The sequence below is a fragment of the Bradyrhizobium sp. S3.7.6 genome, from assembly GCF_054061875.1.
Window position 1 is genome coordinate 8147076 of sequence record NZ_JBSSEQ010000001.1, and the last position, 15087, is coordinate 8162162.

12 protein-coding genes and 1 pseudogene are annotated in these 15087 nt (G+C 60.2%); 6 read left to right on the forward strand and 7 right to left on the reverse strand.

Features of this window, described 5'->3' with window-relative positions:
- Positions 1-31 precede the first annotated feature (31 nt).
- Positions 32-535 carry a MarR family transcriptional regulator gene (locus ACVJ5M_RS39295; RefSeq protein WP_063985298.1) on the forward strand — a complete coding sequence of 168 codons (504 nt, stop codon included), beginning with the start codon at positions 32-34 and terminating at the stop codon, positions 533-535.
- 240 nt (positions 536-775) lie between these two features.
- Here the strand turns inward: ACVJ5M_RS39295 and ACVJ5M_RS39300 are convergent, their stop codons facing one another.
- Complete coding sequence (locus tag ACVJ5M_RS39300) at positions 776-1249, reverse strand: Arm DNA-binding domain-containing protein (protein ID WP_346283416.1); 474 nt, start codon at positions 1247-1249, stop codon at positions 776-778.
- Positions 1250-1962: 713 nt separating this feature from the next.
- Between ACVJ5M_RS39300 and ACVJ5M_RS39305 the strand changes: the two genes are divergently transcribed.
- The 3 genes from ACVJ5M_RS39305 (at position 1963) to ACVJ5M_RS39315 (ending at position 5174) form a co-directional block, all read left to right on the forward strand.
- Complete coding sequence (locus ACVJ5M_RS39305) at positions 1963-3108, forward strand: fructose-1,6-bisphosphatase (RefSeq protein ID WP_063985299.1); 1146 nt, start codon at positions 1963-1965, stop codon at positions 3106-3108.
- Positions 3109-3158: 50 nt separating this feature from the next.
- Entirely contained in the window at positions 3159-4346 is a 1188-nt protein-coding gene (locus tag ACVJ5M_RS39310; RefSeq protein WP_063985300.1) for a 6-phosphofructokinase, read from the forward strand.
- A gap of 96 nt (positions 4347-4442) precedes the next feature.
- A complete protein-coding gene (locus ACVJ5M_RS39315; protein ID WP_084795290.1) occupies positions 4443-5174 on the forward strand; it encodes a protein-L-isoaspartate(D-aspartate) O-methyltransferase in 732 nt (243 codons plus the stop codon).
- Between the two features lie 837 nt (positions 5175-6011).
- Here the strand turns inward: ACVJ5M_RS39315 and ACVJ5M_RS39320 are convergent.
- Complete coding sequence (locus ACVJ5M_RS39320; RefSeq protein ID WP_038945713.1) at positions 6012-6221, reverse strand: cold-shock protein; 210 nt, start codon at positions 6219-6221, stop codon at positions 6012-6014.
- Between the two features lie 311 nt (positions 6222-6532).
- On the opposite strand from ACVJ5M_RS39320, the gene ACVJ5M_RS39325 reads away from it, so the two are divergent.
- Positions 6533-6745: a hypothetical protein gene (locus tag ACVJ5M_RS39325; protein ID WP_063985301.1), complete on the forward strand. Its 213-nt coding sequence runs from the start codon at positions 6533-6535 to the stop codon at positions 6743-6745.
- Positions 6746-6948: 203 nt separating this feature from the next.
- Here ACVJ5M_RS39325 and ACVJ5M_RS39330 read toward each other — a convergent pair whose 3' ends face one another.
- Together ACVJ5M_RS39330 and ACVJ5M_RS39335 are read right to left on the reverse strand one after the other, a co-directional pair.
- Positions 6949-9732, reverse strand: a complete 2784-nt coding sequence (locus ACVJ5M_RS39330; RefSeq protein ID WP_063985302.1) for a UPF0182 family membrane protein — start codon at positions 9730-9732, stop codon at positions 6949-6951.
- A gap of 130 nt (positions 9733-9862) precedes the next feature.
- A pseudogene (locus tag ACVJ5M_RS39335) lies at positions 9863-9991 on the reverse strand (formylglycine-generating enzyme family protein); the annotation flags it as partial.
- 321 nt (positions 9992-10312) lie between these two features.
- Here ACVJ5M_RS39335 and ACVJ5M_RS39340 point away from each other — a divergent pair.
- The gene (locus ACVJ5M_RS39340; RefSeq protein WP_256376430.1) at positions 10313-10435 is read left to right on the forward strand and encodes a hypothetical protein; all 123 of its coding nucleotides are present in this window, start codon (positions 10313-10315) and stop codon (positions 10433-10435) included.
- A 35-nt stretch (positions 10436-10470) separates the two neighbouring features.
- Here ACVJ5M_RS39340 and ACVJ5M_RS39345 read toward each other — a convergent pair whose 3' ends face one another.
- From ACVJ5M_RS39345 to ACVJ5M_RS39355, 3 genes are read right to left on the reverse strand one after another with little or no spacing between them, the layout of a single operon-like run.
- Positions 10471-11475: a formate dehydrogenase subunit gamma gene (locus tag ACVJ5M_RS39345; RefSeq protein WP_063985304.1), complete on the reverse strand. Its 1005-nt coding sequence runs from the start codon at positions 11473-11475 to the stop codon at positions 10471-10473.
- A gap of 42 nt (positions 11476-11517) precedes the next feature.
- Positions 11518-12114 (reverse strand): formate dehydrogenase FDH3 subunit beta, encoded by a 597-nt coding sequence (fdh3B, locus tag ACVJ5M_RS39350; RefSeq protein WP_063985305.1) that lies wholly within the window; start codon positions 12112-12114, stop codon positions 11518-11520.
- Positions 12115-12126: 12 nt separating this feature from the next.
- Positions 12127-15075: a formate dehydrogenase subunit alpha gene (locus tag ACVJ5M_RS39355; protein ID WP_063985306.1), complete on the reverse strand. Its 2949-nt coding sequence runs from the start codon at positions 15073-15075 to the stop codon at positions 12127-12129.
- Between the last annotated feature and the right edge of the window lie 12 nt (positions 15076-15087).

Sequence of the window (15087 nt, forward strand, 5' to 3'; positions counted from 1 at the left end):
TTGGAACGAAGTCCATTGGAGATCTTCGAAAATGCCGGCGACCAAGAAATTCGAGAGGGAGAAAGCTTCGGACGAACGTTCTCGGAGTGCCGGAATGCTGGCTCGTGAGCATGTGGCCGTGCTGGTGTCGACCCTCGGCATGCGCCTCAACAGAGGTGCGACCGCGTATTACCGCGCGGCCTGGAACATCGGCATCGTGGAATGGCGTCTTCTCATGACGCTCAAGAGCATCGAATCCCTCAATGTCAGTGAGCTTTCCGACGCCGCCGACATCGACAAGGCTGCAGCAAGTCGCAGTCTCGCCGTCCTGGCGGATCGAGGGCTGATCTCGATCGAGCAAACTCGCTCCCGTGGCAGAGCCGCCATCGCCAAGCTTACCCGCGAAGGTAGAGATTTCGCCACGAGAATGGCCGAAGCTTCGCGTAAGCGCGAGGCTCGGCTATTCAAAGATTTCCCAACCGCCGACAAACAACAATTGTCGCAACTTTTACATCAGCTTTCTAATGCCTTGGATCATGCTGATTGGGAGCACTAACGGATCCCACAGCAGCGGCAGGATCAAATGAGCTACGATGCTCAAGTCCACCCCGCAGAATGTTTCTCGATAGGATGCCCCCGTCTCACTCACGGCACGCGCGACGCTCTTGCCCTCCTTAGGGAGACGGCCGGCGGTTTCGGATCGCCCCAAAGTCCTGCTAGGTGGTGCATTGTTCTGAAAGTTGTAGCCGTCTCTCGCTTTTCAACCCGGATCGCCCGCAACAATTCGTAGACGTGGCTAGGCTTGATCTCTGGGATCGTGAGTTTCCAATTGCCGGGTAAGCGTACCGTTTGAGCGACGACGGCCATTGAACGCGATGCTTCGTGCTCCAGATCGACCAGTGCTTGCGCATGTAGATTTCGGCGCACAGCTCGAAAGTAGGCAGGGTGACCTTGGTCTCTCCGGCTTTCGCTTCCTCAGGCGCCGCTCGCTTCTCCACACGATGTCGACGCCGGGTGCGCTGCGATCGCCTTTGACACGAAGACGCGCTGCGTCGCGGACAAGCCGCGCGTCCTTTAGCGACACGTCCTTGAGCGATCCTAGACCGAGCCAGCGCGGCTTACCTTCTTTCCAGTACCGGTAGCACCAGTTCTTGCAATCGCGATGACGAGGTAGAGACCGTCGCCGTTGTTGTTGCTGGCTGAGAAGATGATGACGGCACTGCGAAAATGCGAATAATTTCCGTTGGTCACTTTTGAGGGGCTGTGTGATAGGCCAAGCGGTCTCCCATCCTCAAGCAAGTCGATCTGGTCGGACCACTGTCAAAGTCTTGGCACTGGCCTGTTTCCGGCGACAGTGGCCTAGTTTGAAATGACAACGTGGCCCGTTTTGTTCTGGGCCAACCATACGGTGTATTCACGGGCGGAACACGCCGTCATAGATTGCCGAACTTTCCCGGTCTTGGCACGATCTGCAATAGACGCCGCATTCTGACGGGCAATATCATTTCCCGTTTCAGGACTATGGAGGGCGGGCGCGCTTCGCGGGCTAGCTCTTAGTCCGTATTCCTGACCGCCTCAGCTAGTATGGCGTAAAGCTGGCGCTTGCTGAGCTCTTTGGGCTGCCGCTTCTCCAGTGGTTTCGACACCTTCTTACCTACAGTGCGGGCACAAGCGGCGGACAATGCCGCTCTCTTCCGGTCTACCCCTGTGAACGGAAATCGTCAGACTGCACCGGCATGTATCACGCGGGCCAAAACCGGACTCGTGCACCGTAGAAAATGATGGCGCATGATCTACTTATCCTATCGGTTCTGGTATGATCCTTAAGGTGGTTGAATATCTCGGGAAGCGGATTTTTCGAGCAGGAAGGGCATCTGCGGAACCTAACGTAACATCAGACGTTCTTCCGGCGTATGAGCAGCGCCGTCGCCCCGGCGCAGCCTGCGCAGAGGCGTCGCGCTGTGCTGGTCGGAGAGAAAGCTCATGAGACTCACTCTTTCGGTCATCAAGGCTGACGTTGGCTCAGTCGGCGGGCATACGAAACCATCTTCACGCATGATGGCAGCTGTCGAGGGCGAGGTCGCGAAGGCGATCTGCAATGGTCTGTTGATCGACGGTTTTGTCTGCCACACCGGCGACGACATTGCGATCATCATGACGCACACTCGGGGCGAGGGGAGCTCCGAGATCCATCAACTCGCCTGGAAGGCGTTTCTTGCGGCCACTTCGGTTGCAAGGACTTCCGGTCTCTACGGCGCCGGCCAGGATCTTCTCGCAGACGCACCTTCCGGAAACATTCGCGGTGCCGGCCCGGGCGTCGCCGAGCTCAGCTTCGACCACAGCCTCTCGGGGCCGAGACCCGCGGAATCATTCATGGTGTTTGCCGCCGACAAATGCGGCCCCGGCGCCTATAACCTGCCGCTCTACCTCGCCTTCGCTGATCCCATGTATTGCGCCGGGCTGATGCTACCCCCGATGATCAAGGGATTCCGTTTCCATGTCATCGACATGGACCACACGGCGGGCGACAGCGTGATCGAACTCGACGCGCCCGAGGACAACTACCACATTGCCGCGCTGCTCCGCGACAACGAGCGCTTTGGCATTGATCGCATCGTTTCTCAAACATATGGCGAGGTTGCCGCCGCCGTGTCGGCGCAACGTCTTCACGCAATCGCAGGCAAGTACACCGGCAAGGACGATCCGGTCGCAATCATCAGAAACCAGGGAATTTTCCCGGCGCCCGAGGAAATTATCTCGCCCTTCGCCAAGGCACACTTCGTGGGCGGCGATGCGCGCGGCTCGCATGTGATGCCGCTGATGCCCGTGCCGCTCAATACACCGGTCACTGGCATGTACTGCCTGCCGATCGTTTCTTGCGCTGGCTTTTCGGTCGACAAGGACGGCCGCTTTTCCGAGTCCTATACCGATTTCTTCGACAACCCGGCGTGGGACGAGGTGCGCCGGCGCGCGCAACGCAAGGCAATCGAGATGCGCAGCCAGGGCTGGTCCGGCGCTGCGATGCTGCCCTATTCTGAGCTGGAATATGGCGGCTTCCGCGACACCGTATCCGCACTCGTGAAGCGATTTCGGCTGCGTGAGGAGCGCAAGCCGGAAGCGGCCGAGTAGCGAAGCTGCGCTGTGCATTATTACGACCTGCCAATGCTGGGAGGTTTGGCTTGGCGAAAAGACGCATCGGCATTCTCACGGGCGGCGGCGACGTCGCCGGCCTCAACGCAGTCATCAAGAGCGTGACTTATCGCGGCAGTGAGAACGACATCGAGGTCGTCGGTCTCCGCCGTGGTTGGGAGGCCCTCACGCACTTGAACCTCGAGGACCCGACCAGCAGGTCTCACTATGTCATCCCGCTCAACCGTGAAAACACTCGCACTATCGACCGGCGCGGCGGCACCGTGCTGCACTCGAGCCGCATCAATCCGTCCAAAATACAAAAGCTGCCCGATCATCTCGTCGGCAGGGACGTTCCAGTCTCCCTGAGTACCAAGGACGGCATCGTAACCAAGACCTGGGACCTCACCGGCCAGGTGCTGGCGAACCTTTCGGGGCTCGGAATCGAACACCTGATCGCCATCGGCGGCGACGACACGCTCAGCTATGCGGCCAAGCTCAACGAACTCGGCGTCAAGATCATCGCCATCCCGAAGACGATGGACAACGACGTCCGCAACACCGAGTACTGCATCGGCTTCTCGACCGCGATCACCCGCGCCAGCGATGCCATCCAGCGACAGCGCACCACTGTCGGCTCGCATGAGCGAATTGGCATTTTCCGCGTCTTTGGCCGCGATGCTGGATTCACAGCGCTCTACGCCGCGTATGCGACCTCGATACGATGCGTCATACCGGAGTACAAGGTCAACCTCGACAAACTGATCCAGCTGCTCCTCGAGGAGAAGCGAGCGAACCCAAGCAACTACGCGCTGATCGTGCTCAGCGAGGGTGCCGAGTGGGAGGGCTTCAACCTGCAGGAATACGGCGAGCCTGACGCCTACGGTCACCGCAAGAAGGCCAACGTGGCGGAATCGCTTGCCGACGAGATCAAGCGGCGCGCCGGCGAGGAGACGATCACCTCCGACCTCACCTACGACCTGCGATCGGGCGATCCGGACTTCATCGACAAGCTTGTGGCCCTGACTTTCGGCAACATGGCCTACGATGCCATCCTGGAAGGCAAGACCGGCCTCATGTCGGCGCTGGTAGAGGGCTGCTACGACCTCGTGCCCATCCCTGACGCCAAGCTCGGCCCGCGCAAATTGGACGTCGCCAGCAGCTACAACACGGAGCGCTATCGCCCCATCTACGGCAACAAGCAGGGGTTGCCGATCTTTCTCAACCGCGCGTCATAGATAGATGGTGACCCAAGCGCCGGCATGACTGGTTGCTGCGGGTGCGTCGCAACCGGCCTTGTCGCCGCCGCGCCACCGAGATCGGGGAGACGGCTCATGAGGACCTTGCTGCTGCTCGTGCTTTCTATGGTGACCGTCGTGCGCGAAGTGACCGCACAGGACGCTCAATGCGTCCTCGAACGCGCCGCCATGGTCGAAACCATCCGGTCCTACGCCCGGTCCCACGTCAGTGTTTTGGGACAGCAGGGGCTGTCGGGGAGAGTCCTTGAGGCCATGGGGCAAACACAACGCCATCTGTTCATCCCTGAGCGATCTTGCTCCATCGCATACGCAGACATGCCGCTTCCGATCGGCGCCGGCCAGACCATATCGCAGCCATTCATCGTGGCCTTGATGACTCAGCTGGCTTACGTCGCGCCCGATGATGTTGTGCTCGAAGTCGGTACGGGTTCGGGCTATCAGGCTGCCATCCTTGCGCACCTGGCGCGAAAGGTCTGCACCATCGAGATCATCCCGCAGTTGGCCGCAGCCGCAGCCAAAACGCTCAAGGACCTCGCGTATGACAATGTGAGCGTTCGGCTTGGCGACGGCTATGCCGGCTGGCCCGATTGCGGTCCTTTTGAAGCAATCATCGTCACCGCAGCGCTCGGGCACGTACCGGCGCCGCTGATTGAGCAGCTCAAATTGGGTGGCCGGCTGGTGATGCCGGTGGGACCTGCCTACACCACTCAGCAGCTCACGGTGGTGGAAAAAACCGGCCCGGGCAAGACAACAACGCGCGCCGCCAGCCTCGTGCGGTTTGTACCCTTTACGCGCTCACCAGATTAGAAACCAATCGACGTTTAATTCTTGAGCAGCACTTGCGCAGTCGCCTCGCTGGCTGGAGCCTTGCGGAAAGCGCCAGCTGTTCGAACCTGTCGGCTTCGGGTCAAAATCCGCATTGACCGCCGCGAAATCCAACTTCCGCTCTGCCCCTGTTAACGGACATCGTCAGACGGTCAGTCGGGTCCGCCACCAGTTGCAACTCAAAAAGACCCGCGCGCGAAGGGGAACCGAATGCGCTAGGTCGCATTTCTAGACGTACAGGCACACTTGCTACGTCAAGCTGACCCTTTCACGACAACTTCCGAAAGGATGGCGACCATGCCACGGGTGAAGCAAGCTGCGAAGCACGTACGCGCAACCAAAGCCGCCGCCGTCACGGCACTCGGTACGGCCGGACTGGGTCTCTCGCTGGCGGGGAGCGCATCCGCGCACACGATACCCACTGCTCATATCCCGCATTCTGACAACATCTCGCCCAATCAGCGCTTCGTTCTTGGCGAAGAGGAAATGGCCGACGTCAGTCTCGCCACGTTCTATCTCTTCGATAAGGAAAATGCTGGAAGCGACGTGCAGCTAGCCGCCGTTGTTGTTCGCCGAGGTTGCGGTGGTTGCCGTGGCTGCCGTGGTTGCCGAGCTGTGCGTGGTTGCGGTGGCTGCGGGGGTTGCGGCGGCTGCTGCGCACGCTGGGGACGGTGCCGCTGGTGCTAAGTTCCACGACCTAGCGGATGAACGATAAAACTTAACGAACAATCGTGCGGCATCTCCGCCGCAGGTCGGCGATGATATCACCCCTGTAGCCTGCTTCTCAGTACATCCGTGAAACCGAAGCGTCGACCGATGTTATAGGGTCTTCAGATTTTCAGCGCTCGTCTTTCCGCGCCTCGGATCGGTCTTCTCCTCGAAGGAGACCTTCTGCCCTTCGGCTAGTCCATGAAGGCCCGCACGCTCGACGGCGCTAATGTGAACAAATACATCCGGCCCACCATTGTCCGGCTGAATAAAGCCAAAGCCCTTCTGGCCGTTGAACCACTTCACGACACCCGTTGCCATTATCCGTCTCCAACAGTACCCACGAAAGAGTTCGCTACCCACAATCCGTGTGAGCAAATTCGATCCAGCGATGTCTTGGAAAGGCCCCCTCGGGGCGCGGCCATCAAGTCATTCAATAGGTCGAACCCCTTCACCATACCACCGGTGGCATGGGTTGCCACGGGAATGAGATGAGAGGGCGCCGCGGCTGGCCTCGGGTTCCGCGGCCTTCTCGAAGGGACTGTTCACGGCCCGCAAAACCTTGATTGCAATCAGCGGGCCGGCGGGCTTCTCTGTGAGGCGCACGCGCCCCAAATGCTGTAAGGAACACAATGCCCTACATCTTCTCGATCAACGACGACGTTCATCATCAAGCCCAGCGACCGCAGGGCCGCGCCGACAATGGCGAACGGACCGTCTACACTATTGTTGCATGCCTCCCGATTGAGGCGGACGGACGCATTCGATACCGCATCAAAAGCAAAACCGAGAATTTCGAGCGTGTTGTAACTGAAGATGAACTCAGTCAGTGGCTACAGCAGTAGGCGCGACAGTGGGCCTGTCGGTTGGTTCACAGGGGAGATCCAGCTCGACCTGCTTGCGGTCCACCTCGCTTCTCAGCGGCATTCGTACCGCGAGTGCAAACACCGCCTGTATCGGATCAAGCTCAAGGCCTCTCTTCGTTGCGTGTTCAGCCCGAACTATGCAGCCCCTGTGTTCCCCAATGAGCGCCAAAGGAGCCGCGACGCTAGTGGCCCGTGGCGTGCCGGTTCATTTCCTCCAGAAGCTCGCGCATTGCGTCGAACTGCGTGCCAAAGCCTTTCCAGTCGCCGGACTTCAATCGTTCAACGGCATGATTGTAGCGGTCGAGCGCCTCCCGTGCCTGACTTGCCGACGGGCGTGCGACAGGCATTTCCTCCTTCGTGCTCGAGACCGGCCGCACCGCGCCAGGCTCGATAAACAGTGCTGACAAGGCCTCGTCGAGCGTCTCCTTCATCACCACATGTTCACCATAGGCTGCGATCACGCGTTTCAGCTCCGGCAGGTGTCCGTGCTCCGCTCGCAAATAGAGCGGCGTTACATAGAGGATCGAGTTCTCGATTGGGATCACAAGCAGGTTCGCACCGCGTATCACCCGCGAGCCCATCTGATTCCACAGCGTGATCTGCTGCGATATATCGGTGCTCTGATTGATCCGCGCTTCGATCTGGAACGGCCCGTAGACGAGCTTCTCCTTGGGAAACTCGTAGACAATCAGCTTGCCGTAGTCGGGTGCGTCGCAACGCGCGGCGAGCCACGCGATCATATTGTCGCGGCGGCTTGGCACCATGGGAAGCATGAGGAAAAACTCGGCCTGCGGCTCGCCGGGCAGTCGCATGATGATGTAATATGGGGCCATCGTCGCAATGCCGCCGCCGCCCGGCTGGCGCGGGAACTGCCAGAGATCCTCGCGGTTATAGAAAACGTCAGCGGCCTCCATGTGATAGCTCTGATAGAGCTGCGCCTGAATCAGGAACAGGTCCTCCGGATAGCGAATGTGCCTCTGCATATCCGCCGGCATGGCCGAGAATGGCTTGAACAGGCTCGGAAAGATACGCCGATAGGTCGCTGCAATCGGATCGCCGGTCTCCATCAGGTAAAAGTCGACGGTCCCGTTATAGGCATCGACGATGACCTTCACTGAATTGCGAATGTAGTTGATATCCTCGTCTTGCGCCGGCTGCGCGGAGGGGAAGTAGGAACTCACCGTGTAGGCGTCCTGCATCCAGAACATCCGCCCATTGCTGATGACCAGATAAGGATCGTGATCGAGCCTGAGGAACGGGGCGATCGTTCGTACTCTTTCCCCGATATTGCGCCGGATCATGATACGGCTGTCGGTCGTGATGTAGCTTGAGAGCAGTAGGTTCGGGTCGTTGAAGTAGTAAGCGAACAGGCCTCTCCACACCATCGCCCCTATCGGAACGCCGCCCGTACCGTCATAAGCCGCGTAGACATTATCCTTTCCCTTCGGATAGTCGAACTCCGGCGTGCTCCCCTTGACGATGACGTAGTTGTCGCTCCGTTCGCCGTAGTAGAGGCGCGGCTCGTGGATATTGGGGCCTCCATCCGCAACCGGAGGGATATCCCGCAAATAGAGCAGCGGTAGCCCCTCGGTGCTTTTGCGCGTGACCGGGCTCATCACCGCGCCATTGCCGTGAGTAAACAGCACGTGGCGGTTGACCCATGTCTGGGCATTCGGCGGCAGCAGGGAGGGCCGCAATTCGCGAGCCGAGAGCATTACGCTTTGGTAGGAGCCATCGAGCCAGTAGCGATCAACATCAAGATCATGGAATTTGTAGTAAGTGCGGATCTCTTGCAGCTGCGCGTAGGTGTCCGACAAGGGCAGCCAGTCCCACAGCCTGATATTGTCGATTGTCGCCTTGTTGGCGTCGAGCGTCTTGAAGCTAAGCTTCTGTTCCGCCGCAAACGGCTTGGCTGCGATCTGATCGAGATTGTATGCCTGCCGGGTGAGCGCAATGTTGCGTTCGATATAGGGCCTTTCCAGCTCCAATTCGCTTGGTTTGACGAAGAACTCCCGGAACAGCACGGGAATCACGCTAGACAGCACGAAAGACCCGATCACGACAAGCAGGAACGCGGCGGCAGGAAGCCGGTAGGTGCGCACCCGCAAATTTGCCCACGTGGCGAACGCCGCGATGACCGAAAGTCCGATCACCAACCACAAGGCCGGGAGCCTCACGTGGACATCGGTGTAGCTTGCGCCGACGACCACACCGTTGTCGCCGTAGAGCAGCAGATAGCGATCAAGACCATAGGACCAGGCCTTCACTGCAAAGAAAAGACCGAGCAGCACCGAGCCGTGGGCAATCGCCATCGACGACATTGATCGGCGATGAAGGTCGTATTCGATATCGCCGTGCACCCAGTAGATCGCCGCGGCGAAAAGCGCGCTGAGAACGAGCACGAGCATGATCCAGTTTTTGATGAGGATATAGGCGGGCAGCGAGAAGAGATAGAAGCCGATGTCCTTGTTGTAGAGCGGATCGTCTGCGCCATATGGCACCTGATAGACAAACCGCAGGAAGACACCCCAGTTGCCGACTTCTGCGGCGGCGACGAGCAGAGCGATCAAAGCTGCCCCACCTACGGTCAACCGGGACCACGGCAGTCGACCGCGTAAAAGCGCAAGCAAATCTGGCGGCGCGTTGACCGCGAAGTTCCACACCGAAGCGGTGACAAGCTGTGTCGACCGCCGTCGGGCAAAGCGCAGGGCGAACCATCCGTTCAGCCAAAGGATGATGGCGGTTCCGGTCCAGACCGCAAGAAAGATGACGGTTTTCGCACCGATTGTCGTCCAAAAAACCTGCGGATAATTGATCGAGGAAAACCACAGCCAGTCGACGAGGAGGTCGCTCGCGAGCCAAAGCAGGATCAGGCAAACCCCAATGACAGCGGCCGCAATAGTGAGCCCGACCACGGCACTCTGCCTTGGTACCTTCCGTTCGGGTCCGGTGATCCCGATCGTCATGGCTTGATCATAGCGGAAATGAGGGACGCCCACCGCTCGATTTCGCGGTCGGAATAGCGCTTCAAGGCGGGGGCACGGGTGCTCGAACCTGGGTCGCCAGGATCGCGAAACAGCGCAAAGTGGCGAGGTCCGCCGCGAATTCCCATTCGGCCTCGGTCGGAAGTTCCTTGCCTGCCCACTTGGCAAAGGCCTCGGCGTCGTTGAACGCCACATGCACGACCGGGTGCTCGTCCAGCCCGCGGATCGAGCTGCCCGGTCCGTTAAGGCCGCCGCCAGCAGAAAATTTGTCATAATTCAAAGGCACGCGATGTGCCGTTCATCGGCGCGACCTAAATGATCTGCGGACAGTTTCTTCCTGACGGCTCTGCGATTGCGCCAACGAGTCGCGATGATTGCCTATGTTGTTTCGTCAAACTACTGCTCGACAGCTGACTATGGTCTCTCCGTTCTTGTGGTAGATTCGGCGGCGCTATCGTGCCAACCGGCCAACCAACGATCGGATTTCGGCACGTGCTGATTCAGTTGTCCGCAGGTTGCTCGCTCATATAAACTACCCCCCGATCTCCGGCGGAGCCTTGCCATGAAAGCCTTCTTGCTCGCCTGCGCAGCCGCAATTGTGATCGCGGCGGCCGGTTTTGTCGTCCTTGACCAGATCCAGGAACCCGTCCAACAAGCGTTTGCGACGACGGGCGTGCGGCTCTGACCAAGCGCCTGGCACATTTATGGGCCGCGCGATCCCTACTCCGCCGCGGTGGCCGCCGGCCGGGGCCGTGCATTCGCTTCGGCGCGCGCATTCTGCTCTTCAAGCCAGAGCCCATGGTGCTCCTTGGCCCAGTTGACATCGACAGTGCCGCTGCCCATTGCCTCGAACGCGCCTTCCATACCGATCGTCCCGATATAGATGTGCGCCAGCATCGCCGCGATGAAGAGCATCGCCACGATGGAGTGAACGATCTGCGCGAACTGCATCCCTTCGATACCTGACAGATAGAACGGGAACATCAGCACATATCCGGTGGCCGCCACCAGGCCTCCGCCAATGACCACGATCCAATAGATTGCCTTCTGGCCGGCGTTGAAACGATAGGCCGGTGGATGATCGTGACCCACAATACCGCCACGGCGCTTGATCCAATCGACATCCGCCTTGTTCGGGACGTTGCCAGCGATCCACATCAGGAAGATCAGCACGACTCCGATGGTGAACGGAAAGCTGAGGTAGTTGTGCGCGTACTTCGCCCACTGCGACCATTCGGAAAACGCCTCGTGGCCAATCAGCGGCAGGAGCAACGGACGGCCGAAGGTGATGTTCAATCCGGAAATCGCCAGAACGACAAAGCAGGTCGCAGTCATCCAATGCACGAAACGCTCGAATAAGGAAAAGCGCACGATTGTGCGGCCGGATCGTCCGCTTTCCAGACGGACCATGCCGCGCGTCAAATAGAAGATCACGAGAACCGCCAGCATGCCGAGGATGGCAACCCCGCCAATCCAGCGCAGCGCCACGTTGCGGAATTCACGCCACTCGCGGCCAGCCGGCTGCATGAGCACGCTGGAGCGCTGGTCGGGAATGCTGACGCGCCCCTGGATCCGGTCCATTTCCTGGAGCAGCTGCCGCTCGTTAACCGAGCTCGCTGTCGGATTGACCTGCTGGGCCAGTGACGGTGCCGGCGCCGCAATGATCAACAGAAGCAATGCCCACGCGCCGATGGTGACTGGAATGAACCTTCCGGATGACGACATGAACTCCTCCTCGGCATCTGCGCCGCGTGGCCGCGGCCTGCTTCAGGACTCGATCGTCTCGCGATAGGCGGTTTTCCAGCCCCATGCGCCCGAGCCGTAGCCGCGCTTCAGTACGCGCTCTCTGTAGATCTGGGCGATGATCTCGCCATCGCCGGCGAGCAGCGATTTTGTCGAGCACATCTCGGCGCAGAGCGGCAGCTTGCCTTCGGCAAGCCGGTTCGCGCCGTATTTCTCGTATTCCTCCTTGCTGCCGTCGGCTTCGGGACCGCCGGCGCAATAGGTGCATTTGTCCATCTTGCCGCGGGAGCCGAAATTGCCGACCTTCGGATATTGCGGCGCGCCGAACGGACAGGCGTAGAAGCAATAGCCGCAGCCGATGCAGAGGTCCTTGGAGTGCAGCACCACGCCGTCGGCCGTGGTGTAGAAGCAGTTCACCGGACACACCGCAGCGCAGGGCGCATCGGTGCAGTGCATGCAGGCCATCGAGACCGAGCGTTCGCCCGGCTTGCCGTCATTGATGGTGACGACACGACGCCGGTTGATGCCCCAGGGGACCTCGTGCTCGTTCTTGCAGGCCGTCACGCAGGCGTTGCACTCGATGCAACGGTCGGCGTCGCAGAGAAATTTCATACGTGCCATCGTCGTTGCTCCTTATGCCGCCGCGATCTGGCAGAGAGTGACTTTCGTCTCCTGCATGTTCGTCGCGGGATCATACCCGTAGGTGGTGATCGTGTTCGCGCTTTCGCCGAGCACGATCGGATCGGTGCCCTTGGGGTAGTTGCTGCGAAGATCCTTGCCTGCGAGCCAACCGCCGAAGTGGAAAGGCATCCAGGCAACGCCCTTGCCGACACGCTCGGTGACGAGCGCCTTCATCCTGGCCCTCGAATTGTTCTCTGCGCCCGTGACCCAGACCCAGCCACCGTCCGTGACGCCGCGCTCGGCGGCATCGGCTGGATTGATCTCGATGAACATGTCCTGCTGCAATTCGGCGAGCCAGGGGTTGGTGCGCGTCTCCTCGCCGCCGCCCTCATATTCGACCAGACGGCCGGACGACAGGATGAGCGGAAATTGCTTCGCGATCCCCTTCTCGACCGCCGCCTTTTGCACCGAGAAGCCGATATTGGGCACCCGGAACTGCTCGGCGTCGGGCAACGTCGGATATTTCGCGACCAGGTCGACGCGCGGCGTGTAGATCGGCTCCCGGTGTACCGGAATGGGGTCGGGCAAGCCGAACGCATTCATCCGCGCCTTGCCGTTGCCATAGGGCACGCAACCATGCATGAGCGCGACACGCTGGATTCCGCCCGACAGGTCGAGCGACCACGACACCACGTCTGGCTTGGCCGGGTTGATCTTGTTGATCACAGCCATTTCGGCTTCCGTGAGCTCCGTGTCCCAGCCGAGCTTCTTCAGGCTCGCCAGCGTGAATTCCGGATAGCCGTCCTCGATCGCCGAACCCTTCGAGTACGAGCCGTCCGCGAGCAGGCTGACCTTGCGCGTGGTGCCGTCGGGCAGCTTCTCTTCGCGCTCGACGCCAAAGCGCGGACGGAACGTGCCGCCACCGTCCATCACGTGCAGATTGGTGTTGTAGAGCAGCGGCGTGCCCGGATGCTTGACTTCAGGTGATCCCCAGCACGGCCAAGGCAGACCGTAATAGTCGCCGCCGACCTCGGGATCGTCCTTGGGCGCCCGCATCGTCAGCATGTCGAACTTCGCCTGGTTCTTCATATGCGCCTTGAGGCGCTCGGGCGATTGCCCGCAATAGCCGGTCGACCAGCTGCCGCGGTTCATCTCACGCAGGACATCCTCCGCCTCGGGCAGATTGTTCTCGACCTTGATGTTCTTGAACATCTTGTCGGCGAAGCCGAACTTCTTCGCCAGGAGATAGATGATCTCGAGGTCGTCCTTCGATTCGAAGATCGGCTTCACGACCTGCTCGCCCCATTGCAACGAGCGGTTCGAGGCAACGCGCGAACCCTTGCACTCGAATTGCGTGGCAACCGGGAGAATGTAGACTCCATCCTTGCGTCCCGCCTCGACCGAGAGCGAGGCCCAGGTCGTCGGATGCGGGTCGGCGATGACGAGCAGCTCGAGCGCCTTCAGGCCATTAAGGGATTCAGGAATGCGGGTGATGCTGTTGCTGGCGTGCCCCTGCACGAACACGGCCCGCACATTGTCCCTCTGCGCGATCCGATCTTTCGGCAGCGTGACCGCTTCGAACCAGCGGGTCAGCGGGATGCCGGGCGTTTCCATGATCTGCTTGGAGTCGAAGCGCGACTTCAGGAACTCATGGTCGACTTCCCAAACCCGCGACCAGTGCTTCCACGCGCCTTCGGCGAGCCCGTAGTAGAACGGCAGCGTGACGATATCGAGCCCGACATCGGTCGCGCCTTGCACGTTGTCATGGCCACGGAAGATGTTGGCGCCCATGCCCGCTCCGCCGACATTGCCGGTCATCAGCAGTGCGATGCAACTGGCCCGCACGTTGGCGGTGCCAACGGTCTTCTGGGTCTGGCCCATGGCCCAGATCAGCGTTGCCGGCTTCTCGGTAGCAAACATCTTGGCGACGCGCTTGAGCTGCTCGCCGGGAATGCCGGTGACACGCTCGACTTCTGCCGGATTCCACTTCTCCACTTCTTTCCGGAGATCATCGAATCCATAGACCCGCTGTCGGATGAACTCCTTGTCTTCCCACCCGTTCTGGAGGATGTGCCACATCATGCCGTACAGCACCGGGATGTCGGTGCCCGGCCGCATCCGAACATATTCGGTCGCGTGTGCCGCGGTTCGCGTCAGGCGCGGGTCGATGACGACAAAGTTGGCCTTTTGAAGCTCCTTGCCCTCGAGCAGATGCTGCAACGATACAGGGTGCGCCTCGGCTGGATTGCCGCCCATGATGACCTGGGTCTTGGCATTGCGGATATCGTTGAAGCTGTTGGTCATCGCGCCGTAGCCCCAGGTGTTGGCCACGCCGGTAACGGTCGTTGAATGGCAGATGCGCGCCTGATGATCCGTGTTGTTGGTTCCCCAGAACGCGCCGAGCTTGCGGAACAGATAGGCGCCTTCGTTCGTCATTTTGGCCGAGCCGAGCCAATAGATGGAATCGGGCCCAGATTTCTCGCGGACTTCCAGGAGCTTGTCGCCGATCTCGTTGATCGCCGTATCCCAGGAGACACGCGTCCACTGCCCGCCCACGAGCTTCATCGGATAGCGCAGCCGCCGCTCGCTGTGCACGAGCTCGCGCACAGAAGCGCCCTTGGCACAATGTGATCCGCGATTGATCGGGGACTCCCAGCTCGGCTCCTGGCCGATCCACACCCCATTCAGCACCTCCGCCGTCACGGTGCATCCAACCGAACAATGCGTGCAGACGCTCTTGCGAACGGTTGCTCCCGATGTGAGGGGACCTGCCACTGCTGCTTTCGCCTTGCGGACGCCGCCGACCGGCAGCGTGCTCACTGCAGCGAGAGCGCCGCCACCAAGGCCAGACCGGAGCAGGAAGGTGCGGCGGTCGAGACCATTGGTTTGCCCGGACAAACCTCCCGCGATTGATCCGCGTGAAGCGGATTCGGAACGCTGTTGTGTTCTCCTGATCAGCACGGCCGCCTCCTC

What these genes read in the sequence shown, in the direction of transcription:
- ACVJ5M_RS39295 (WP_063985298.1), top strand. Translation starts at nt 32, where the DNA reads ATGCCGGCGACCAAGAAATTCGAGAGGGAGAAAGCTTCGGACGAACGT.
- ACVJ5M_RS39305 (WP_063985299.1), top strand. Translation starts at nt 1,963, where the DNA reads ATGAGACTCACTCTTTCGGTCATCAAGGCTGACGTTGGCTCAGTCGGC.
- ACVJ5M_RS39315 (WP_084795290.1), top strand. Translation starts at nt 4,443, where the DNA reads ATGAGGACCTTGCTGCTGCTCGTGCTTTCTATGGTGACCGTCGTGCGC.
- ACVJ5M_RS39320 (WP_038945713.1), bottom strand. Translation starts at nt 6,221, where the DNA reads ATGGCAACGGGTGTCGTGAAGTGGTTCAACGGCCAGAAGGGCTTTGGC.
- ACVJ5M_RS39325 (WP_063985301.1), top strand. Translation starts at nt 6,533, where the DNA reads ATGCCCTACATCTTCTCGATCAACGACGACGTTCATCATCAAGCCCAG.
- ACVJ5M_RS39330 (WP_063985302.1), bottom strand. Translation starts at nt 9,732, where the DNA reads ATGACGATCGGGATCACCGGACCCGAACGGAAGGTACCAAGGCAGAGT.
- ACVJ5M_RS39340 (WP_256376430.1), top strand. Translation starts at nt 10,313, where the DNA reads ATGAAAGCCTTCTTGCTCGCCTGCGCAGCCGCAATTGTGATCGCGGCG.
- ACVJ5M_RS39345 (WP_063985304.1), bottom strand. Translation starts at nt 11,475, where the DNA reads ATGTCGTCATCCGGAAGGTTCATTCCAGTCACCATCGGCGCGTGGGCA.
- fdh3B (WP_063985305.1), bottom strand. Translation starts at nt 12,114, where the DNA reads ATGGCACGTATGAAATTTCTCTGCGACGCCGACCGTTGCATCGAGTGC.